General features: G+C 29.6%; 22 protein-coding genes and 1 other annotated feature. Of the genes, 4 read left to right on the top strand and 18 right to left on the bottom strand.

Going from position 1 to position 22,150, the window contains the following annotated elements:
• Positions 1-43: 43 nt before the first annotated feature.
• Positions 44-242 (top strand) — a binding site (T-box leader).
• A gap of 69 nt (positions 243-311) precedes the next feature.
• The 4 genes from tyrS to NSA23_RS07020 all read left to right on the top strand — a co-directional run bounded on the left by tyrS (position 312) and on the right by NSA23_RS07020 (position 4,344).
• Entirely contained in the window at positions 312-1,538 is a 1,227-nt protein-coding gene (gene tyrS, locus NSA23_RS07035) for a tyrosine--tRNA ligase (protein ID WP_042680662.1), read from the top strand.
• 202 nt (positions 1,539-1,740) lie between these two features.
• Positions 1,741-2,418: a CAP domain-containing protein gene (locus NSA23_RS16620; RefSeq protein ID WP_042680660.1), complete on the top strand. Its 678-nt coding sequence runs from the start codon at positions 1,741-1,743 to the stop codon at positions 2,416-2,418.
• 92 nt (positions 2,419-2,510) lie between these two features.
• Complete coding sequence (locus NSA23_RS07025; protein WP_042680658.1) at positions 2,511-2,969, top strand: MarR family winged helix-turn-helix transcriptional regulator; 459 nt, start codon at positions 2,511-2,513, stop codon at positions 2,967-2,969.
• Position 2,970: 1 nt separating this feature from the next.
• Complete coding sequence (locus tag NSA23_RS07020) at positions 2,971-4,344, top strand: MATE family efflux transporter (RefSeq protein WP_042680655.1); 1,374 nt, start codon at positions 2,971-2,973, stop codon at positions 4,342-4,344.
• A gap of 26 nt (positions 4,345-4,370) precedes the next feature.
• On the opposite strand, the gene NSA23_RS07015 is transcribed toward NSA23_RS07020, so the two are convergent.
• From NSA23_RS07015 to NSA23_RS06930, 18 genes are all read right to left on the bottom strand, one after another.
• Positions 4,371-4,985 carry an NUDIX hydrolase gene (locus tag NSA23_RS07015; protein WP_042680653.1) on the bottom strand — a complete coding sequence of 205 codons (615 nt, stop codon included), beginning with the start codon at positions 4,983-4,985 and terminating at the stop codon, positions 4,371-4,373.
• A gap of 162 nt (positions 4,986-5,147) precedes the next feature.
• The gene (locus NSA23_RS07010) at positions 5,148-5,675 is read right to left on the bottom strand and encodes a peroxiredoxin (protein WP_042680651.1); all 528 of its coding nucleotides are present in this window, start codon (positions 5,673-5,675) and stop codon (positions 5,148-5,150) included.
• A gap of 102 nt (positions 5,676-5,777) precedes the next feature.
• Positions 5,778-7,448: a putative basic amino acid antiporter YfcC gene (gene yfcC, locus NSA23_RS07005; protein WP_042680648.1), complete on the bottom strand. Its 1,671-nt coding sequence runs from the start codon at positions 7,446-7,448 to the stop codon at positions 5,778-5,780.
• Between the two features lie 54 nt (positions 7,449-7,502).
• On the bottom strand, positions 7,503-8,675 hold the full coding sequence (iadA, locus tag NSA23_RS07000; protein ID WP_042680646.1) for a beta-aspartyl-peptidase: 1,173 nt from the start codon (positions 8,673-8,675) through the stop codon (positions 7,503-7,505).
• Positions 8,676-8,758: 83 nt separating this feature from the next.
• Positions 8,759-10,957, bottom strand: a complete 2,199-nt coding sequence (locus NSA23_RS06995) for a YhgE/Pip domain-containing protein (RefSeq protein WP_042680643.1) — start codon at positions 10,955-10,957, stop codon at positions 8,759-8,761.
• A complete protein-coding gene (locus NSA23_RS06990; RefSeq protein WP_222704758.1) occupies positions 10,944-13,052 on the bottom strand; it encodes an efflux RND transporter permease subunit in 2,109 nt (702 codons plus the stop codon). The genes NSA23_RS06995 and NSA23_RS06990 overlap by 14 nt, the downstream gene beginning before the upstream one ends.
• A gap of 20 nt (positions 13,053-13,072) precedes the next feature.
• Positions 13,073-13,651: a TetR/AcrR family transcriptional regulator gene (locus NSA23_RS06985; RefSeq protein ID WP_042680640.1), complete on the bottom strand. Its 579-nt coding sequence runs from the start codon at positions 13,649-13,651 to the stop codon at positions 13,073-13,075.
• Positions 13,652-13,843: 192 nt separating this feature from the next.
• Positions 13,844-14,962 carry a TMEM165/GDT1 family protein gene (locus NSA23_RS06980; RefSeq protein ID WP_050069758.1) on the bottom strand — a complete coding sequence of 373 codons (1,119 nt, stop codon included), beginning with the start codon at positions 14,960-14,962 and terminating at the stop codon, positions 13,844-13,846.
• Positions 14,963-15,171: 209 nt separating this feature from the next.
• A complete protein-coding gene (locus tag NSA23_RS06975) occupies positions 15,172-15,441 on the bottom strand; it encodes a cysteine-rich small domain-containing protein (RefSeq protein WP_042680638.1) in 270 nt (89 codons plus the stop codon).
• Positions 15,442-15,444: 3 nt separating this feature from the next.
• A complete protein-coding gene (gene cobK / locus NSA23_RS06970; protein ID WP_042680636.1) occupies positions 15,445-16,188 on the bottom strand; it encodes a precorrin-6A reductase in 744 nt (247 codons plus the stop codon).
• Positions 16,185-16,904: a precorrin-3B C(17)-methyltransferase gene (gene cobJ, locus NSA23_RS06965; RefSeq protein WP_042680634.1), complete on the bottom strand. Its 720-nt coding sequence runs from the start codon at positions 16,902-16,904 to the stop codon at positions 16,185-16,187. The genes cobK and cobJ overlap by 4 nt, the downstream gene beginning before the upstream one ends.
• Positions 16,897-17,919 (bottom strand): cobalt-precorrin 5A hydrolase, encoded by a 1,023-nt coding sequence (cbiG, locus tag NSA23_RS06960; RefSeq protein ID WP_042680632.1) that lies wholly within the window; start codon positions 17,917-17,919, stop codon positions 16,897-16,899. Before cbiG ends, cobJ begins: the two co-directional genes overlap by 8 nt.
• Positions 17,916-18,671: a precorrin-4 C(11)-methyltransferase gene (cobM, locus tag NSA23_RS06955; RefSeq protein ID WP_042680630.1), complete on the bottom strand. Its 756-nt coding sequence runs from the start codon at positions 18,669-18,671 to the stop codon at positions 17,916-17,918. Before cobM ends, cbiG begins: the two co-directional genes overlap by 4 nt.
• Complete coding sequence (cobI, locus tag NSA23_RS06950; RefSeq protein ID WP_042680628.1) at positions 18,664-19,329, bottom strand: precorrin-2 C(20)-methyltransferase; 666 nt, start codon at positions 19,327-19,329, stop codon at positions 18,664-18,666. The genes cobM and cobI overlap by 8 nt, the downstream gene beginning before the upstream one ends.
• The gene (gene cbiT / locus NSA23_RS06945; protein ID WP_042680623.1) at positions 19,326-19,874 is read right to left on the bottom strand and encodes a precorrin-6Y C5,15-methyltransferase (decarboxylating) subunit CbiT; all 549 of its coding nucleotides are present in this window, start codon (positions 19,872-19,874) and stop codon (positions 19,326-19,328) included. The genes cobI and cbiT overlap by 4 nt, the downstream gene beginning before the upstream one ends.
• Positions 19,861-20,457, bottom strand: coding sequence for a precorrin-6y C5,15-methyltransferase (decarboxylating) subunit CbiE (gene cbiE, locus NSA23_RS06940; protein WP_042680621.1), 597 nt, complete (start codon positions 20,455-20,457; stop codon positions 19,861-19,863). Before cbiE ends, cbiT begins: the two co-directional genes overlap by 14 nt.
• On the bottom strand, positions 20,454-21,527 hold the full coding sequence (gene cbiD, locus NSA23_RS06935; RefSeq protein ID WP_042680619.1) for a cobalt-precorrin-5B (C(1))-methyltransferase CbiD: 1,074 nt from the start codon (positions 21,525-21,527) through the stop codon (positions 20,454-20,456). The genes cbiE and cbiD overlap by 4 nt, the downstream gene beginning before the upstream one ends.
• On the bottom strand, positions 21,524-22,144 hold the full coding sequence (locus NSA23_RS06930; protein WP_042680616.1) for a precorrin-8X methylmutase: 621 nt from the start codon (positions 22,142-22,144) through the stop codon (positions 21,524-21,526). The genes cbiD and NSA23_RS06930 overlap by 4 nt, the downstream gene beginning before the upstream one ends.
• Between the last annotated feature and the right edge of the window lie 6 nt (positions 22,145-22,150).

Below are 22,150 nucleotides of genomic sequence, written 5' to 3'. Positions count from 1 at the left end.
GACAAATATATGTGCTTTGTAATAACATATATTTTAACTATATATTAAAACAATGAGAGATTTAGTAACCCTTTATGGTTAAAGGACAGAGAATAGACTATAGCTGAGAGGTCTATAACCTATAAATAAGGTGAAATACAATCTGGAGTTTCAATGGGAAACCATTGCGTTTATCATACGATAAAATGATTTAAGGCTATATGCAAATTAAGGTGGTACCACGGGTATTTCTCGTCCTTTTATGAGAAAATACCCTTTTTTTATACAAAAAATTATTAGTTATTAATATAAATTTCAAGGAGGTTAGAATTATGGCAAATGTATTTGATATCCTTCAAGAAAGAGGATATATTGATCAAGCCACATATGAAGATGAACTTAGAGAATTATTAGATAAGGAACCTATAACATTTTATATTGGTTTTGATGCTACAGCCGACAGTTTAACTCTTGGACATTTTGTTCAAATAATGGTAATGAAACATATGCAAAATGCTGGTCATAAGCCTATAGCTCTATTAGGCGGGGGTACTACTATGGTTGGAGACCCTAGTGGAAAATCTGATATGAGAAAGATGATGACTAAAGAACAAATTGATTATAATGCAAATAAGTTTAAAGAACAACTTTCAAGATTTATTGATTTTGATGATAATAAAGCAATGGTAGTAAATAATGCGGATTGGTTATTAGATTTAAACTTCTTAAATTTCATGAGAGAAACTGGAGTACATTTCTCTGTAAATAGAATGCTTTCTTTTGACTGCTATAAAAATAGATTAGATAAAGGATTAACTTTCTTTGAATTTAGCTATATGTTAATGCAGTCTTATGACTATTTAAAACTATATAGAGAACATAATTGTCGCCTTCAAGTAGGTGGAAGTGACCAATGGTCTAATATATTAAGTGGATATGAGTTAGTTAGAAAATTAGAAAATGCTAAAGTATATGCTATGACCTTTAAACTTCTAACTACTGCTGCTGGAACTAAAATGGGGAAAACAGAAGCTGGCACTATATGGCTAGACTCTGAAAAAACTCCACCTTATGAATTATACCAATATCTAAGAAATGTAGATGACAGAGATGTAGAAAATTTCTTATCTGTTTTAACTTTCTTACCTATGGAGGAAGTAAAAAGACTAGGTTCTTTAGAAGGGGCAGAAATCAATAAAGGAAAAGAAGCTCTAGCTTTTGAAGTAACTAAAATGGTACATGGAGAAGATGAAGCAATAAAAGCTCAAAAAGCTGCTAAATCACTATTTGAAGGTGGAATAAAATCTGACTCTATACCTAATACAGAAATATCTAAAGCTAAAATAAAAGAAGGTATAGGAATACTAAATTTATTAACAGAAATAGGCCTTACTAAATCTAATGGTGAAGCAAGACGTTTAATAAAACAAGGTGGATTATATATGGAAGATAAAAGAATTAGTGATCCAAATAAAATAATAAATGTTGAAGACTTTATTGACAATAAATTGTTATTAAGGAAAGGAAAGAAAGTTTATCATCTAATAAAACTAGTCTAAACTATATAATTTATCACCAATTTTAAGGTTCTGCATAATTTTGCAGAACTTTTTATTTTATTCCCTCACTGCCTTCTTATGGTCCACTCCCCATATTTTAAGGGTTTATATTGAAAAATCTTAATGTTATACTTTTAAAAAATGATTCTTAGGAAGGAGGGCTGGAAAAAAGTTTTCTAAAAATAAAAGGAGGCAATATAAAATGAAAAATAATATAAAAAAATGTCTATTATCATTAACTGTTGCTGCATTTCTTATTTCACCAATAAGCTTAGCCCATGCGGCAAACTCAACAACTGGAAAATCCTGTCCTACAACTAGGTGTAACTATAAAACAAATATTAACTTGAAAAACTGCTTGACAAAATATACATGTGGCGATAACTATACACAAAAATTAGACCAATGTAAAAATTCTAAGGAAGATAAAGTTTCCACTGAAGAAAATAATACTACTAAACCTGTAGAAAAAGAAACAAATGAAAATATACAAACTAGTGCAAATGCCGAAGAATTAGAAGTTGTTAAACTAGTAAATATAGAGAGAAAGAAAGCAGGTTTGTCCCCACTTACTCATAGTGATGAACTTTCAAAGGTAGCTCGTGTAAAATCCCAGGATATGGCGGACAAAAACTACTTTGATCATAACTCTCCCACTTATAAAGATCCTTTTACAATGATGAAAAATTTTGGAATAAAATATAGACAAGCTGGAGAAAATATTGCTAAAGGATATTCTAGTGCAGATTCTGTAGTAAAGGGTTGGATGAATTCACCAGGTCATCGTGCAAATATTTTAAATCCAAATTTCAATAAAATTGGTGTAGGATATGTGAATAAAGGTGGAACTACTTATTGGACACAAATGTTTACAGATTAGTTCTTGACTTTTAATAGATAGCTGTTATAATGGATAGTTAGAATTCTTACTATAAGAATTCTAACTATCCATTTTTTATTTGGAGTGATATTATGAATAATGATCTTGTATATGAAAATATAAGACATGATTTAATTGAATTTATGTCTCTATTTCATAAACTATTTAGACCTACTTTTAAGAAAGAAACTGATGACAAATATAAATGCAATAAAAATCAAATAAGAGCAATAATGATTATTGGAAAATACGGAAAAATTTCCCCTAGTGTTTTATGTAAATATATGGACATGGAAAAAGGCAGTATTACAACTTTAATTGATTCTATAGAAAATATGGGCTTAGTAATAAGAAAAAATGATCCAAATGATAAAAGAAAGATATGGATACAATTGACTAAAGAAGGAGAGAAAAGTTTTGTAGAACATGAGAAAAAATTCATCTCTCAAATAGAAGAACTTTTTAGTACATTACCAAAAGATGAAGTATATAAATTTAGCCATAATCTAAATACTATAGTAAAAATATTAAATAAAGTAAAGGAGGCGTAATATGAATCGTTCTAAACAACTTGGTGAAGGAAATATAAAAGAACTACTTGTTGAATTTTCTATTCCTGCCATTGTGGGTATGCTTGTAAATGCACTATACAATATTGTAGACAGAATATTTATAGGTAAAGGTGTGGGTAGCATAGGAATTGCAGGTATATTTGTAGGTTATCCCATTTCACTAATACTTATGGCATTCGCAATGCTTATCGGACTTGGTGGAAACGCATTAGTTTCTATAAAACTAGGACAGAAAAAAGAAGAGGAAGCAGAGAAAATATTAGGAAATTCATTTACTTTACTTCTTTTAATTTCTATAATTGTTGGAGTTATAGGACTTTTAACTTTAGAACCTCTTTTAAAAGTTTTTGGTGCTAGTAAAACTATTCTACCTTATTCTGTAGATTATATGAGAATAATTTTATTTGGGGCGCCATTACAAGCCGTAGGATTTGGGTTAAATAACTTTATTAGAGGAGAAGGAAATCCTAAAATGGCTATGGGCACTATGCTTATAGGTGCAATACTTAATACAATTTTAGATCCTATATTTATATTTGTATTTAATATGGGAATTAAAGGTGCTGCTATTGCAACTATTATATCTCAAGGTGCTTCTAGTATATGGGTTTTAAGTTATTTCTTTAAAAAGAAAGGTCTTCTAAAACTAAAGAGGGAAAATTTGAAATTAAAGAAGTATATAGTTAAAGAGATTATATCTATTGGATTAGCTCCATTTAGTATGCAGATTGCAGCAAGTATGGTAACAGTTCTTTTAAATAATAATCTTCAGCGCTACGGTGGAGATATAGCTACATCCAGTATGGCAGTCATAAACAGCATTACTATGTTAATACTTATGCCTATATTTGGAATCAATCAAGGAGCACAACCAATAATAGGATATAATTATGGTGCCGAAAAATATGATAGAGTGAAGGAAACTTTAAAATGGGCAATATTATTTGCAACTATTATAGTTACAATAGGATTTGTGTTTACTCAAGCAATCCCAGGAAAATTAGTTAGTTTATTTGGCAAAAATGAAAAAGAATTAATAAAAGTTGCATCTAGAGCTATGAGAATTAACTTATCTATGTTACCTATAATAGGGTTTCAGGTCATAAGTGCTAACTATTTTCAAGCTACTGGCAAGCCAAAGCAAGCTATGTTTCTAAGTCTTTCAAGACAAGTTTTAGTTCTTATACCAGCCTTAATAATACTTCCAAAGATTTTTCAATTGACTGGAGTATGGCTATCCGGCCCTGTGTCAGATATAATTGCATCAATAATTACGGCACAATTCCTTTTTAAAGACTTAAAACACCTAGGAGAAGAATCTACTAACCCGAATCCAAGAATAAATGAAAGTTAAAAGCTAATATAAGTTTTTCACTTATATTAGCTTTTTATTATATCTATAAAATTTTTAGTTATCTTGGCAGTCATTCCCCAAATAATATAATTATTGTACTCATAAAAATAAACTGGATATTTACCTTTATCCCAGTTGTACTCTCTTCCATTTGGAATTTTATCATAAGGAAAATTTTCTTCTATAATAGTTTCTAAATCTATATAATAAACCTTAGGTTCTCTTTTTATAAAAAAATTTAAGGGCACAGTAAAAATATGATCTACTTCATCTCTACTATAGTAAATATCTTCATATTTTATATTTTCTAAAACCCCTAAAAAGGGATGAATAGATATATTGGCATGGGAAATTAAATAATCTAATTTACCAATAACTTTTATATTTTTCTCTTTTAAATTAAGCTCTTCACAAGTCTCCCTTATGGCTGCTTCTTCAAAGGACTCACCAAATTCTAATTCCCCTCCAGGAAAAGATATTTCTCCTGGCTGTCTTTTTAAATCTTTAGCCCTAACTTCATAAACTAATTCAAGATTTTTATCTCTCTCTATAATAGGGACTAGTACTCCATAATTATACATTATATCTAGTGGCTTAGGATTTCTATCTTTTATTTTTTGCTGAATCTTATCTATTTCCATTCTCCAATACACCTCTAAATACTTTTTATTTTTTATAATACATTCTCAACTTTAAGTATATATGAATTTTTCATATATCTCAATATAATACTTATAAACTACTATAACAAAATTAAGCGATCATATATGATCGCTTAATTTAAAATTTATTGCTACTTAAGTTTATCCTTCTAATAAGTCTTCTCCTTCTTCCCAACCTATTGGGCAAAGTCCACCTGTTTGCAATGCCTTCAATACTCTTAATGTTTCATCTACACTTCTACCTACATTAAGATCATGTACTACAGAGTAACGAACTACTCCTTCAGGATCTATAATAAATAAACCTCTTAGTGCTACTCCATCCTCTTCAATTAAAATTCCAAAATCATTAGCTACTTTTTTAGTCATATCTGCAGCTATTGGAAACTTAATTTTTCCTAAATCTCCTTTTATCCAAGCTTTATGTGAGTGTTCACTGTCAACACTTACTGCAAGAACTTCTGCTCCTGCTTTTTTGAAATCTTCATATCTATCACTATATCCTGTAATTTCAGTTGGGCAAACAAATGTAAAATCTGCTGGATAGAAAAACATTACAAGCCATTTACCTTTATAATCATCTAAACTTACAGTTTTAAATTCTTCACCATCACCTGTAACTGCATTCATTTTAAAATTTGGTGATTCCATTCCCACTAATCTTTCCATTGTATATATTACCTCCTAATTTTCTATATTATCATCTCATTATTATATATTCCCAAAAAGGTATACTTTAAACATACCTTTATATAAAAATTTTATATTATTCTAACTTAGTCCTACTAAAGTACCGGCAATAACAAATATAGAAGCTAATATAAATAGAAATAACTGAAACTTAATTTGGAATTTAGCCCATTTATTCCAATCAAGTCTTGCAACCCCTAATACACCCATTAAGCAACCAGAAGTTGGTACAATCAAATTAGTCAACCCATCTCCTAATTGAAAAGCTAATACAGCTATTTGTTTATTTAAACCTACAATATCTGAAATAGGAGCCATAAGAGGCATAGTTATAGCTGCTTGTCCTGAACCAGATACTACAAAGAAATTGAATACAGATTGAAATACAAACATAAGCCATCCAGTTAAAGCAGTTGGCAATCCTATGAGAACTCTGCTCATTCCATATAATATAGTATTTAAAACTGAGTCTACAAAAGGTGAAGAATCTCCTAAAATCAATACAATTCCTTGAGCCATTCCAACTACTAAAGCAGCTCCCACTAAATCACTTGCTCCTTTTCTAAAAGAGTCTGCAATATCATTTATAGTCATATTATTTAAATTAAATATTGTCCCTATAATTCCTGATATTAAGCCTATTGTAAAAAATATTGTAGCTATTTCAGGTATATAATATCCATGTTTAGTTACTCCCCATATAATCCATATAATCCCTATAAAAATTGTTAAAATTACTAATCTATCTCCAAACTTAAACTCTACTTTTCTTATTTCTTCAGGATTGAAATTTTCTCTATAATATCTATCAGATTTATAGGACACAGATAATTTTGGATCTTTCTTTATCTTCTTAGCATATATAGTTAAAAATACAATTCCCAATATATTAAATATAATATACATAAAAATTCTAAATCCTGCTCCAGACATAATAGGAATACCAGCAATACCTTGAGCTATAGCAATACTAAAAGGATTCATCCATGAAGTAGCAAAGCCAATTTGAGTTGCACCATATGTTATCATTATACCTACAATAGCATCATATCCCATAGCTATAACCAATGGAACTATTATCATAGAAAAAGGTATAGCTTCCTCACCCATTCCAAATATTGCTCCACCTAAGGAAAAAAGCAAGAATAATATTGGAACTATAGCTATTTCCTTTCCTTGAGTTTTAGAAATTACATTCCCTATAGCTGCTTCTACAGCTCCAGTTTTTAAAATTATACCAAAGGCCCCTCCAACTACTAATATAAATGCAACTATACCGACAGCGGAACCCCATTTATCACCCTTTACTAATCCTTCAAACATATAATTTAAAAATCCTATATCTCCTCCACTTTTAAATAGCTTTATTCCATTCCTTTTTCCACTATTTAAAAACTTCCCATACTCTTGAACTATTCTAAATTTATTAAATTCTAATGCTTTCGCTTTAGTCTTTTCTATACTACCAATAGATTTTTCCTGACCTTTCTGAATTAAAATAGCTTCCTCTTCTCCTGTAGAATCGAATACAAATTCTTTTCCATCTACTATAAAGCTATCACTTTCCCCATCTTTAATCTCTGTTAAAATATTGTTGCTTGAATCATACACTTTATATATTACTTCAAATCTTCCCACAGGAATTACATGGGTTAAAATTGTAGCTAATAATATTATAAAGAATATTATTACATAAGTATCTGGAACTTTAATAGACTTCTTTTCCTTCTTTTCCTTTATTTCCTTGTTCATTTATAATTCCTCACTTTCTTATAAATATATGTTATAAAAAAACTTTAACTATTTTTATTCAAAAGTACCTTTAATTATTGGCTTACCTTCAGAAATCATTATTTTACCTTTAGCAATGACACTTTCAATCTTTAAATTTTCCTTATTTAATAATACTATATCTGCATCTCTTCCCTTTTGAATATATCCCTTCATAGGTAATTTTAATATATCAGCTGGATTTGCAGTAATTACACTCAAAGCCTTATCTATTGGAACATTTTCATTTATTATAGCATCTCTTACTTCACTATATAGTGAAGTAACTTTTCCTATGCCTATTCCTATAAATCTACCATGTTCATCAAAATCTGGTAGACTTCCTTGTCCATCTGATGAAAATGTAATATTATTAGACTTAACCCCATGTTCCAATAAAATTCTTAAAGCATTACTGCATTTTACTTCTCCCTCTTCTAGAAATTTTTTATTAGTACTTGTAGTGAAATCAACTATTCCACCTTTTTTAGCATATGAAATAGATCTTTGAAACAAACTTTGATTCCTATTCATATGTGTTGGTAAAAATTGTGTTATAGGTATTTCTGTGTTTTCTACAATATTTTCAATAAAATCAATTTTTCTTTCTCCATCTCCTACATGAATATTTACTACTCCTGCTTTACCTGATAGTATCCCTCCCACCCTCGCTTCTGATGCTAACTTAGCAAAATCTTCTACAGTAGGTTGACTTGAACGATGGTCTGACATGGCTACTTCTCCAACACCTATTATTTTGTCAATTAATATAATATCATCTTGTATACTTCCAGTTAAAGTTCTAACAGGAACTTGGTAAGAGCCAGTATATACATATGTTGTAATTCCCTCTTCTTCAAGCCCCCTTGCTTTAGCTATTAAATTCTCCATACTTCTAGTAGTTCCATCAGTACCTAATACTCCTATTACAGTTGTTACTCCACCTTTAGTAATATCTGTAAGTTGTATTTCAGGAGTTCTAGTCCTAAAACTTCCCTCACCTCCACCTCCTGTTATATGAACATGGGAATCTATAAAACCTGGAACTATATAATTCCCACTAGCATCTATTATATCTATATCCACAAATTTTCTTGGTACTGTTATATTTTCCTTGATAAATCCTATCTTGTCTCCAGCTATTAATATATCTTTCTTTCCTAAATAATTTGGAGCATAAACCTCTCCATTTTTTATTATTTTTATCATATTTGCACCTCCAGATTATAATTATACAACAAATTTATTGTAAAATATAAAATATCCTAGAGAATTCTCTAGGATATTTTATATTATTTATTTTTCTTCTTGAATAAGTTTTTAATCCAGTTAATAAATCCACCTTTTTCTTTCTGTCCTTCTTGCTTTTTAGTTTCAATATCTGATTCTTCATCATTATCTTTAGCTTTTATTTCTTCAGTTCTCATAACAAATTTAACACTGCCATCCATTTCTTCGTTTAAACCTGTAAAGCTTTTATATTCTTTAGATAGATTTATTAGCTCATCTTTAGTTTCCATTATAGTATCTATATCAAGATCACTTTCATCTATTCTCTTACTTATTTCAGATATTCCTTCCTTATGGAATTTTGTCATGCCTTCATCTAATTGTTTTGCTCCATCTTTTAATTGATTAGAACCATCTTGCAATTTATTGCCATTTTGTGAAAGTTCACCTGTTCCTTTAGAAAGAGCATCTGCCCCATTATAAATTTGTCCTACTCCATTATTTAGTTGACCTAGACCATTAGTTAATTGACCTGCTCCATTGGATAATTCTTTTGAACCATTGGAAAGTTGTTTTGTACCATTATTTGCTTGACTGGCACCTGTATTTAAATCATTTGCACCTTTAGCTAATTGTTTTCCACCTTCATTAAGTTGGCTAGTAGCCTCCTTTAAAACCTTTGAACCTTTCCTAAGTTCACCTGTTCCAGCAGATATATCTTTTTGTCCATTGTTTACTTTTCCTAATCCTTCACTTAATTGTCCTGATGCATCTTGAGCTTCTTTAATTCCTTTTTCTACTTCGTTTATACCTTCTATAAGTTCATTGCCAGATCCTTGCAAACCTTCTAATGCCATCCTTTGTTTTTGTAATCCCCCACTAAGCTTTTCTGCAATACCTGCAGCTCCTGGTACTTTTCCAAGTCCTGCTACTCCTGCATCTAAACCATCCATTCCTTTTAACAACATTCCTATTATTTCTAATTCTTTTTGTTTTCCTGCTTTAATTTTTTCTAACCCTTCTACACTTTTGCCTAACCCTTCTGTTAGTTGTTTTTGACCTTTACTTATTTCTTCTGTTTTTTCTACTATTGCTTTCATGCCATTATCTAAGTCTTCTGCTTGTTTTGGCATATATTTTACTTTATTATCAAGTTGAGAAAGACCATTTGATAGGTCATTTGCACCCTTACGATTTAGTTCTGTACCATTTTGTAATTGTTGAGTTCCCTTTCCTAACTGACTAGCACCTTTGGATAATGCTCCTACTCCTTTGCTTATTTCTTGACTTCCTTTATATGAAGCATCTACACCATCTTTTAGTTGTTTAGTTCCATCTCTTAAAGTATTAGCTCCTGTATTTACTTTGCCTACTCCATTTATAAATTCACCTATACCACTATTCAAATCTACTTGACCTGTATAAAGCTTTCCTGTAGCTTCACTTAACTTTTCACTAGCATCTTTTATCTTTTCTATTCCATCAATTAATTTATCTATATCATCTGCACCCTTTAAATCATCTATTTCTGGAACCTCACTAGTAGTTGTAACAACTATTGGACTCATTTCAAAATCCTTAACATCAGCTTTAACTTCTAAATAATCTTCTCTATTTATTACGTTATTACTTATACCTAAACTTTCTTCAAGTCCTGGCAATGATACATAAGTTAAAACTTGGTTATTTCCATCAGAAACTATTTTTCCATTATTAGTATTTATATTTTCAAATTTATCTAAAGGCATATTCATAACTACTACTGTAGCAAATGGTGTATATAATGTTTTTTTATTTCCATTTTTAAGGCTTATAACATGACTATCTTTATTTTTAACTTCTAAATTAATTTTAACTCTTCCTGATTTACCTGCCATATCTTTAGGGTTCATTTCTTTTCCATTTAAGTAATATTTTACGTTTAAATCTATGGGTAAGTCCTTGTTAGACTTTCCTTGATAAAATATATCTTTTTCATCGGTATTCCATATTATTCTATCCCCATTTATATTTGGTTCTTCTTCACCTTTTACATTTTTTATATCTTTTAAAGTACTTTTATCTTCCACTTTCCCCAAAGATGTATCTGAATGTAACCATATACTAGAAGTTTTTTCTATAGGTTTTCCTTTCTCATTTAAATTTATATATACAGTTTCCTCTTTTGATACTTTCCCTTCAGCAAAGGAAAAACTAGGTATTATCATAGCAACAATCATTACTATACTTAATATTTTTATAATTTTATTATTTATTTTCATATATAAACCTTCCTTTCTCAACAGTATCTTTAGAACTTTTGCTCCAATTTTTAGATGTAACTCTTATAAATGATTCGCTAGCTAATAATATTCCTGGCAAAATAAATAGTATAACACCTGTACTTATTAATGCTCCTCTAGCTATCATAGCACTTAAACTCTTAACTATCTCCATATCTGATATAATTGCTACTCCAACTGTAGAACCAAAAAATGTTAGACCACTAGTAACAATAGATTTGGCAGATTCTCTTACTGAAATCTCCATTGCTTCAAATTTATCATGTCCATTATTTATTTCTTCTCTAAACCTAGTTGTCAAAAGTATAGCATAATCAACTGTAGCTCCTAATTGTATTGATCCAATAACTATAGATGAAATAAATGGTATTGAGTGATTAAGATAGAATGGTACAGCCATGTTTATAAATATAGCCAATTCTATTATCAATACTAGAAATATTGGAATTGATATAGATGTAAATACTAAAAGTATAATGAAAAATACTGCAATTATAGATGTAATATTTACACGTTTAAAATCTTCATCTGCAATACTAACCAAATCTTTTGTTAATACTCCTTCACCTGTGATTATAGTCCTTCTATCATATTTCTTAGTTATCTCATTAATAGCTTCTACCTGTTTATTCTCCTCATCTGTTGCAGCTTTAAAACTGGAATTGACAAGTACTAATTTATAGCCACCTTGTTCAAATTTATCTTTTACCTCTTGCGGAATAAAACTCTCTGGAATACCAGGTCCTACAAATTTATCATATCCTATAACTTTCTCTATACCATCTAATTTTTCAATATCATCTAACATATTTTTTACCTTATGACTTGGCACATCACTAGGTACTAAAATCATATGAGTAGTCATCATATTGTACTCATTTTTTAATTTAGAAAATCCTACTATAGAATCCATATCTCTTGGCAATGATTCATCTAAATTGTAGTAAACTTCATTATTTCTCTCACCATAAAAAGCTGGCAAGAATATTAATATAGCTATTATAATAAATAATTTATAATGTTTAGTTACTAATTTAGATAATCCATTAAATTCTGGAAGTACAGTTCCGTGACTAAATCTATGAATTAATTTATCAAAGAACAATATCAATGCTGGCAATACTGTTATAACTGATATAACTCCTAGAAAAACTCCCTTAGCCATTACAAAACCTATGTCTTTTCCAATAGTAAGCTCCATAAATGCTATAGCTAAAAATCCCGCTATAGTAGTTAATGAACTTCCCATAATGGATGAGGCAGTTTTTTCAACAGCATTTGCCATTGCTTGTTCTTTATCATCTACCTTTTTTCTTTCTTCTTCAAATCTGTGAAGTAAGAAAATAGAATAGTCCATTGTAACTCCTAGTTGCAATACTGCCGCTAAAGATTTAGTTATATAGGATATTTCTCCAAATATAATATTTGTTCCAAAATTATACATTATAGCATATCCAATACTTATAAGTATTACAAAGGGTATTATAGTTGACTCTAATGTTAGTAATAATACTACTACAGCTAATGCAACAGCCAATCCTACATATATTGGTGTTTGTTTATCCGCTAATTCTACAGTATCTTTAAGTACTGCAGCCATTCCGCTTAAGAAACATTGCTTATTTAATACTCCCCTAATTTCAGATATAGCATCTTGTGTAACATCTGAAGAAGATTCTTCACTAAATTGAATCATCAATAGGGTGGAATTTTCTCTGTAGAATGTATTTTTCAATTCTTCTGGCAATATTTCTTTAGGTATAGCAGTATCTACAAAATCATCAATCCATATAACTTTTTCTACACCTTTTACATCTGAAATTTTATTTTTTATCTTTGATACATCTTTTGAATCCATGTTTTCTATAACCAGAAAAGATGTCCCCGAGTTTTCAAATACATTATTTAATATATCTTGCCCTTTAACGGATTCTAACTTTTTTGGTAAATAGGTTAAAATATCATAGTTTATCTTTGTCTTAGCCATTCCATATAAGGATGGTAACAATAAAAATGTTGCAAACACAAGCACTAATTTCCTATGCTTTGCTATAAAAAGTCCAAATTTATTCACAGAATCATCTCCCATATCTTTTATATTATTTTCTTTATCGTATTAAACAGTATAGGCTTCATCTTGTCTATATCTGCTGGTTCATTAAGGACAATACAGTTATAGCAAACTGAACCTGTAAGCTCTATAATCATGAAAAGTACTTTTTCAATATCCTCTTTATCCAAGTTTGAATCTTTAAACCCCTCTTCAAACATTCCAAATATTTCATTTATTTCCTTATAGTCTTTATAAGCTTTTTTTATAACCCCCCAGGAAAGATCTTTATAAATTAATTTTAATAACAATTTATTTTCTTTTAAGTATTCAATAATATAATCTATAAAATAAAGAAGTTTTCCCTCAAAATTTAAAAATTCCTCCGAATTAGTTTTTTTAATTGCAATACTTAATATTTCAGTACTTTTATTAAGAATAATTTTATCTAAAACATCGTATTTATCCTTAAAATAAAGATAAAAAGTTCCCTTGGCAACTCCTGCTTTTTTAACTATGTCACTTATTGCTGTATTATGAATGCCTTTTGTAGTAAATAAATCATAGGCTGCAGTATAAAGGGAATCTTCCTTCTCTTTTTTATTCTTTTGAACCTTTGACATTTAAATATATATCCACCTCCTCAAAAACAAATAATGACCATCGGTCAGTAGTTATTATTATAATACTATAATGACCAATGGTCAACTTTATTATTCATTTTTTTATTAATTTTTTTTTAATTATTTCTTGATTTCCTTGGGAAAAGGTTTTACTTTATCAATTTATATATTGATATTATTTATTTCACCTTGTTAGTCATTTAACACTCTTTTTCTAATTATATCCCCAATACCTTTGTTTTCCTTTTCTATATTCTCTATATAACTATGCACATCTCCATTAAAAGGTATATCTTTGTTAAAGATTATTAATTCTAATGCTCTTCTAGTCTTATTTACTACAAACCTTTCATCAGTTTCTATTCCATATTTTAAATAATCATCTATTATCAATATCAATGCTTCTATTACTTTATCTATATTAAAACTTTTATTTATAAATTTATTAAAATCTACATCTCCATCTAAATAATAGCACTCTTCTTTTTTAGCCTTTTCCAGTATTTCCTTTGTAAATCCTATTATACATTTTTCTCCCATACACATGCCACAAGTTTCTTCTCCTAAGCATATATCATCTACTGCTTTTTTAAGCTCTTTGGTTTGCGTATATAATGTAGCAGCTACTTCCCTCATAGCTGATTTTTGACCAGATTTCCTTAAATATATTAGCTTCTTTATAGATATAAATATTATAGCTGATAGTATAACAAAATAAGTTATTATATTTAAGTCTGTTAAGTACTCCTTTGGTAACACCTGGAACAATTTTAAAGTACCAAATATTAAAAATACTGAAGATGATATTATTTTTATCAGTATATCTGGTATTTTTTCACCTATCCTACTGCCAACAAAAATTCCTAATCCACTAGTACCTAACATTCCTAATGTAGTTCCAAATAAAATAAATATAGGATAATTCCCTTCCGCAGCTAAAGTCATAGCTGTAAGTTGAGTCTTATCTCCTAATTCACCTATAAAAAATGCTAAAGCTACAGTTATTATAGGACTAAAGTTTCTCTTAGAATATCCACTTTCTTCTTCCTCTTCAACTCTTAATGCTAGAATACCAAATATAACAAATAATACTCCAGCCATAATTTGAACTAAATCTAATGGTACTACTTTTGAAAGATATTTCCCTAAGATAATGGCTATACCATGATTTAAAAACACTCCAATTAGTACTCCAAATAATACTTCTTTCACTTTGTATTGAGTGGCAAAAGTCATAGCTATAATTTGAGTTTTATCTCCCATTTCAGCAATAAATATTAGAAAAAATGCTCTTAACAATTCTTTTAACAAGTTTTTTCCTCCTTTGCTTTTCCATAAAAAAAGACTTTTAGTTTAATAAGTTTATTATTCCCTATTAAACTAAAAGTCTCGCTCCTCTTTTTTTATTAAGAGTAAATAGGACCAGGTATTTCTACCAGCATGTTGACCCTATTTGCAAAATATATGCAGCTACTCCCTTTTAGCAAATGCTATTTATTTCATATATTATACACTATATATTATTTATCTTCAACTATCTTAGCCATTCTCTTTCTGTTTACTTCCATTATTTTATTATTTATATAATCATAGCCTTTTGGCGAATGAGGTATAAGACAGTTTGTACAGTCTTTAATTCCTTTATGATCTTGATAATTTCCTCCACATTCTTCTAAAAAATAAAGTGGACAATAACAAAATAAACAATTAAATTCTTCTTCATTTTTTACTTTATGACAAGGCAAATACTTACAAGCAGTATTTCTATAAAATTTATATGAATTTTCCAATTACTATTCTCCTTTCATATTATAATTTCTAATAAATCTTTCTATTTCCTCTAAACTTTCTATTCCTTCCTCTTCATACCTTCCTATAACTACTGGGGTTATGCCAAGCTCCTTGCAAGCTTCTATACGTTCCAATACTCCACCCTTTTTGCCACTATCTTTCATAACTACATAATCCGCAGTATATTCCCTAAACATGGCCTTATTAAATTCCTTGGAAAAAGGACCTAGAATAGCTACAATGTCTTTCATATGAATATTATATTTTTTACATTCTTCTATACTTTCTAAGGCTGGCAATATTCTATATACAAATCTGTTTTTTCCTCTTACTTTCTCAAAATCTCCTATATTTTTAGAACCTGTAGTAAAAAATACATTTCCAGAAATAGTTCTTAAATAAGATATACATTCACTATAATCTTTTAAATATACTGCCCAAGAAGGTATATTTGTCTTACATCTAATATATCTAATATATTTTATATTTTTAGTCTTAGAGGCTTCCTTTGCATTTTTACTTACCACTTTTGCATAAGGATGGGAAAGATCTATTATAAGATTTATATTTTTATCTTCTATAAATTGGAGCATTTTATCTAAAGCCATTCTTCCTACTACTAATTTAGATGAATTTATAAATTGTCTTTCACTCTCTGTTGCACTAGTTATAATAAAATCTTCTATATCTTCTATATTATCTATAAGTTCTCTAGCTTCACTAGTTCCCCCTATTATCCATATCAAAGATCATACCCCCTGGGCGTTATCATATGATCGTTTTCTATATAGGTCATACTATTTCCTATTATCAATACACAAAGCATGTCTATTTTTTTATAGTCTATATTACCTAAAGTTGTAATAATCTGTTCTTGTCCATCTCTTCCTGAATTTTTAACAATTCCTACAGGTGTAGAAGGTGATTTATATTTAAGCATTATTTCTACTGCTTTTTCAATATGTTTTTTTCTGCCTTTACTTCTAGGATTATATATAGTTATAACAAAATCTGCTGCAGCTGCATTTTCAATTCTCTTCTCTATTAAGCTCCAAGGGGTTAGAAGATCACTTAAGCTAATAGAGCAAAAGTCATGCATAATAGGAGAACCTAATTCACCTGCCGCAGAAAAAGCTGCTGTTACTCCTGGTACAATTTCTACCTCTATATCTTTTGCCAATTCTAAAATAGGGCCTGCCATTCCATAAAGGCCTGCATCACCTGTGCTTACAATAGAAGTATTTTTCCCTTCCCTTACGGATTCAATAGCTAGTTTACATCTTTCTATTTCTCCCTTCATTCCTGTAGATATTATTTCTTTTCCCTCTACAAGTTCTTCTAAGTATTCTATATAAGGGGTGTATCCTACTATTACTTCAGACTTTATTAAAGCGTTTATAGCTCTTAAAGTCATATTTTCTCTTCTCCCCGGACCTATTCCTATCACATATAATTTAGCCATGGTTCTCCTCCTTCGATATTGCTATTGTAATACCATTGCATCTAGTTTTTTCTACTATTATTTCTCCTCCTGAAAGATATGCACAGGGCTCACTTACAGAAAAAACACCTATGGTTTTTTTAACAAAATCACTTTTTCCAAATTTATCTTCCACTTTTTCTATCTCATCTATAGTAAAAATATTGAGAGGACAGTTAAAATATTTGCTAGTTTCTATAATTCCACTTTCATACTTTTTTATTTCTACTGTTCCAATAGATTTTATTGACCTTTCAGAAAGATTATTTTTATTTAAAATATTCAGTACAGATTCAACTATTCTACCTTCTTCAACACCTTTTCTACAGCCTATTCCTATATTTAAGTTTTTAGGTCTTAAAATAGTATGAGGAGTATCTAAATCTATACTTTTAACAGAAGTTATTAGTATAAAACCATCTACCTCATCTTTAACATCTTCTATATCTTCAAATTTATTTATAACTACTATATTGTCATACGAAATAATTTTTTCGTCTTCAGAATAAAAGCCAATTTTTTTCCCATTTACCATCATTGCTGTAATATCCTTTATAGACTCCATATCTTCCATGAAATAATCCATTTTCATGCTAAATGCATCTATAGCTTCTATTCCCCTATTGTCTGAAGCAGTTGTTATGACTGGCCTTGCTCCTAATATACTAGCTACCTGCTTACATAGGAAATTTCCTCTGCCTATATGCCCAGATAATAAACTTATAGAAAATCTTCCTAAATCATCAACTACTATTATTGCTGGATCTACAGTCTTATCTATTATATATGGGCTTATCATTCTAACTGCTATTCCTGTAGCAGAAATAAAAATTATACCATCATAATTTTCTACGATATCTTTAATAATACTCTTAATACCACCTTCAATATTAGAATTTACATAATGGACAATTTGAATATCTTTGCCTTTATAATTATATAATCGTTCACCTATTTCTCTGCCACTGTCTGTAAATGATAAACAGGCTACTTTCATTTAGATGCTCTCCTATACTCATGGGTAAATTCTGGATTATAAAGCTTTGATCTTTCATAATCTCCTGATATAAAATCTCCTACAAGTATTTGAGCAGTTTTTTTAATTCCTTCCTCTTTAACTTTTTCACTAATATTCTCTAATGTACCTAAAACTATCTTTTCATCTTCCCAAGTAGCCTTATAAACTACCGCAATTGGCACATTTTCTCTCTTATATCCGTCTTTTAACTTTTCTACTACATTGTCTATCTGTTGTACTGAAAGAAATATAGCCATAGAAGCACCATAAGAAGCTAATTTTTCTAAATCTTCATTTTCTGGCACACTAGTCCTGCCTTCTATTCTAGTAAGAATAACTGTTTGACTTACTTCTGGAAGAGTAAACTCTTTTTTTATAGCTGAACAAGCCGCAGTAAAAGAGCTAACACCAGGAATTACCTCATAGGAAATTTTCTTCTCATCTAAAATATCCATTTGTTCTTTTATAGCACCGTATATAGTTGGATCTCCCGTATGGAGCCTTACTATATTCAAACCTTTATTTATTCCATCTTCCATTATATTTATTACTTCTTCTAAAGTCATAGATGCACTATTATAAAATTTGCATCCTTTTTTACAGAAACTCAAATGTTCTTTAGATACTAAACTTCCTGCATATATAACAATATCTGCTCTTTCCAGAAGTTTTCTTCCTTTAATAGTTATTAAATCAACATCTCCTGGTCCTGCCCCTACAAAACTAATCATTTTCCTTCCTCCTTCCAAGTATGAATGATATATAATCTTTATCTTCTAGTATTTCCTCTTTATTTTTCAATACCTTTTCTCCTTCAAGGCTACATCTTTTAATATAGGTATAAGAAAATCTATTTTTTTCAAGTAAATTTATAACATCTTCTTTATTTTTAGTAGTTTTTAAAATACATATAGAATCAGTTTCTGCTAATACATCCTCATCTACTATATCATCAACTAATAAAAATCTATCCCCTTTTACAGTAATAGGAATTTTTATTTTTGCAGCTCCTGCTAAAAAGGAAGTTATACCAGGAACTACTTCTACTTCTACTCCCAACTCTTCTATATTCTCCATCAAATATATAAAGGTACTATAAATCATAGGATCACCTATAGTTAAAAATACTCCTGATTTTCCATCTGAAATTTCTTTTTTGATTAACTCTGCCGCTTTTTTATAATCTTTTTTCTTAACTTTTCCCATAGGAAAATCTATTAAGACTATTTTCTTCTCTTCAATAAAATCTTTAGCTGTATCTAATGCCATGTTTTTTCCATTATTATTAGGAGCAAATATTACATCTGCATTTTCCATAGCCTTTACTGCTTTCAATGTTAAATATTCCTTATCTCCTGGACCTGTCCCTACTCCAAATAATTTTTTCACCTTTTCACACCCTTTACTAAAAATATTGGATTATTCCCTTTTATAAGACCTATTTTATTTGTTTGAGCTGATTGAATAAGCTTTGTTTCAATATTCCTATAGTTATATTTCTCCAATAGCTCTATAAACTCATTTAAATTTTTTAATGTAATAAAATTGGCACAAACTACACCTTCACTTTCTAGATTTTCTTCTAAATATTCAAATATATAACTTAATCTACCACCACTTCCACCTATAAAACATTTGTTAAATTTTAAAGATGGTATACAATCTGGAGCCTGTCCCTCAACTATTTTTATATCTACATTAAACTTATTTTTATTCTTTTTAATTAGTTCTATTCCTTCTTTTTCCCTTTCCACCGCACAAACCTTTGCTCCTTGAAGGGCTCCCTCTATAGATATAGAACCAGTTCCTGCTCCTATATCTAAAAATACATCTCCCTCTTCTATAGAAAGAAAAGCTACAGCCAAAACTCTTATATCAAATTTAGTCATAGGAATATTTCCTCTTATAAATTCCTCATCTCTAATCCATCTCATTTTCTACCACCACCACTGCTAAAGAAGATATGTCTTCTATATCATCTCCTATATTAACTAAAACAATTTTTTCATCGCTATAGGATAAATTAAATCCTGCATATATCTTCCCTTTTAACCCTAATTTATGAAGAGACTTTGATATTTTTGATGGAGTATTATTTTTATCTGTAAGTATTATTGTAAGAGGGCTATTATTTACATTTTCCAACTTATTATACCTACCATGAAGAGACAAAAAACTCGCTCTATTCCAGCTTTTCTTTAGCCTTCCCATCATGTACTGAAAAGAAGATATTCCTGGAAGCACATTATCTATATTTACATCTTTCTTCTTTAAATATTCTAATATACCATAGAAACAAGGATCACCAGAAGCTAATATTAGTACATTTTCCTTTTCAGACAAAATATTTAATATTTCATTTACACTTTTTACTTTTATATAGTCCTTTCTTAAATCTTTAAGTGATTCAGAAACTCTTCCAAATGCTATTACAGATTCGGCATCTATTATAGCCTCTTTTACCTCTTCTGTAATAAGTTTTGGATTTCCTGGCCCTATGCCAGCTACTGTTATCAAATAAAAGCACCTCTTTCCATAGAATATATAATTACATCTACTGAATAATTTTCATCTTTTAAATACTTTTTAATTCTCTCTTCACATCCACTTTCCATATCATAGACTACTTCGCTATAACCTTCTTCTATGCAAATGTTTAGAGCTTCTTCAGCTGTTATTGCATTTTTTATTCTTTCAATAACTTTCATATCTGCCCCTCTTAAAGCTAAATAATATATGAAAGCCTCCATTCTTCCATCACAAACCTTGCTATGAGTATTAAATACTCCTATAGATAATTTAGCAAATTTACCTATATGTCCTATAAGAGTCATAGATTTAAAACCCTTGTTGTACATATAAAGAATGCTATCGCCTATATAATTAGAAATCTTTACTTTTCCACCTTTAAAATTAAGAGAATCTGCTATTTTTTCTCCATAATTTCCTGGTACTAAAATTATATTATCCTTTCCTTCTTTTTCCATTACTGCATCTGCCTCAAGATAGATAGTCTTTATAAGGGCATCTTCTGACATAGGATATACTATACCTTTTGTACCTATAATAGAAATACCGCCTTCTACTCCTATATTTTTGTTGTAAGTTTTTTTAGCAATTTTTTTTCCCATGGGAGCATATATTATTACATCATAACCAGAATCTGAGACAGTTCTAATCTCTTTTTCTATCATTTTTCTAGGTATTGGATTTATAGCTGCTGATCCTATTTCGCCAAATAGTCCTTTTCTTTTTATTCTGCCTATCCCTTCTCCTCCATCTATGAAAACTTTCCCATCTTTTCTCTTTCTCACTTTAGCATATATATCCATTCCATCAGTTACATCTGGGTCATCTCCAGCATCTTTCACAATACAACAAGATGCCCATTCATTTTCTATTTGTGGGTTTTTTATTTCGAGCTTCAATTCTATTCCTGCAGGAGTACCTATTTCTACAAAAGATAATTCTTTTTCTTCAAGAAGAAAAGCTGCTCCTTTAGCTGCTCCAGCAGCACAACTTCCTGTAGTATAACCACATCTTAATTTTTTACCTTCTCTAATTACATACATTTCTCCATCATTCATCTTCCTACCACCATGTATAAAAGAGCGTTTACAATTGAAGCGGCTACATTGCTACCACCTTTTGTACCTACAGTAGATATAGATGGTATATTATACTTCCTTAACTCTTCCCTTGATTCCTTAGCCCCTACAAATCCTACTGGTACTCCTATTATAAACTTAGGACTAACCTTTCCTTCATCTACAAGTTCTAAAAGTCTAAAAAGTGCAGTAGGAGCATTTCCTATAGCAAACATGTCTATGCCTTCAGATACTGCTAAATCTATGGCACAAGCAGATCTTGTTGTTCTTAATTCTTTTGAAAGTTTTCTTGCTCTTTCATCATCTATAAAATACTTTAAATTGCAATTTGTTTTAGATAGTGCATTTTTATTTATTCCTGAATAAGCCATTTTAGTATCTGTATATATAATTCCTCCACCTTTAATTCCTTCTATAGCATTATTTAAAAAATCACCTTTAAACTCTACTATATTCTTATAATCAAAATCTCCAGTAGTATGAATCATTCTTTTAACAATAACCTTTTCTTCAAAAGAAAAATTAGTATCTTCCATTACTTCTTCTATAATATCCATACTTTTATTTTCTATATCCATAGGTTTTTTAATATACATTTATAT

Origin of the sequence: Anaerosalibacter massiliensis, assembly GCF_024623155.1 — a bacterium.
GTDB classification, from domain to species: Bacteria; Bacillota; Clostridia; order Tissierellales; family Sporanaerobacteraceae; genus Anaerosalibacter; species Anaerosalibacter massiliensis.
The sequence above is the reverse complement of the archived record's forward strand: the minus strand, read 5'-3'. Positions and strand labels throughout refer to the sequence as shown.

Excerpts from the sequence above, each read along its gene's own strand:
- NSA23_RS07010 (WP_042680651.1), bottom strand. The coding sequence starts at position 5,675 with ATGGAAAGATTAGTGGGAATGGAATCACCAAATTTTAAAATGAATGCA.
- NSA23_RS06985 (WP_042680640.1), bottom strand. The coding sequence starts at position 13,651 with ATGTCAAAGGTTCAAAAGAATAAAAAAGAGAAGGAAGATTCCCTTTAT.
- cobM (WP_042680630.1), bottom strand. The coding sequence starts at position 18,671 with ATGATTAGTTTTGTAGGGGCAGGACCAGGAGATGTTGATTTAATAACT.
- cobJ (WP_042680634.1), bottom strand. The coding sequence starts at position 16,904 with ATGGCTAAATTATATGTGATAGGAATAGGTCCGGGGAGAAGAGAAAAT.
- cbiT (WP_042680623.1), bottom strand. The coding sequence starts at position 19,874 with ATGAGATGGATTAGAGATGAGGAATTTATAAGAGGAAATATTCCTATG.
- iadA (WP_042680646.1), bottom strand. The coding sequence starts at position 8,675 with ATGATAAAAATAATAAAAAATGGAGAGGTTTATGCTCCAAATTATTTA.
- NSA23_RS07020 (WP_042680655.1), top strand. The coding sequence starts at position 2,971 with ATGAATCGTTCTAAACAACTTGGTGAAGGAAATATAAAAGAACTACTT.
- NSA23_RS06930 (WP_042680616.1), bottom strand. The coding sequence starts at position 22,144 with ATGTATATTAAAAAACCTATGGATATAGAAAATAAAAGTATGGATATT.
- NSA23_RS06995 (WP_042680643.1), bottom strand. The coding sequence starts at position 10,957 with ATGAAAATAAATAATAAAATTATAAAAATATTAAGTATAGTAATGATT.
- NSA23_RS07025 (WP_042680658.1), top strand. The coding sequence starts at position 2,511 with ATGAATAATGATCTTGTATATGAAAATATAAGACATGATTTAATTGAA.
- cbiD (WP_042680619.1), bottom strand. The coding sequence starts at position 21,527 with ATGAATGATGGAGAAATGTATGTAATTAGAGAAGGTAAAAAATTAAGA.
- tyrS (WP_042680662.1), top strand. The coding sequence starts at position 312 with ATGGCAAATGTATTTGATATCCTTCAAGAAAGAGGATATATTGATCAA.
- NSA23_RS07015 (WP_042680653.1), bottom strand. The coding sequence starts at position 4,985 with ATGGAAATAGATAAGATTCAGCAAAAAATAAAAGATAGAAATCCTAAG.
- yfcC (WP_042680648.1), bottom strand. The coding sequence starts at position 7,448 with ATGAACAAGGAAATAAAGGAAAAGAAGGAAAAGAAGTCTATTAAAGTT.
- NSA23_RS16620 (WP_042680660.1), top strand. The coding sequence starts at position 1,741 with ATGAAAAATAATATAAAAAAATGTCTATTATCATTAACTGTTGCTGCA.
- cbiG (WP_042680632.1), bottom strand. The coding sequence starts at position 17,919 with ATGAAAGTAGCCTGTTTATCATTTACAGACAGTGGCAGAGAAATAGGT.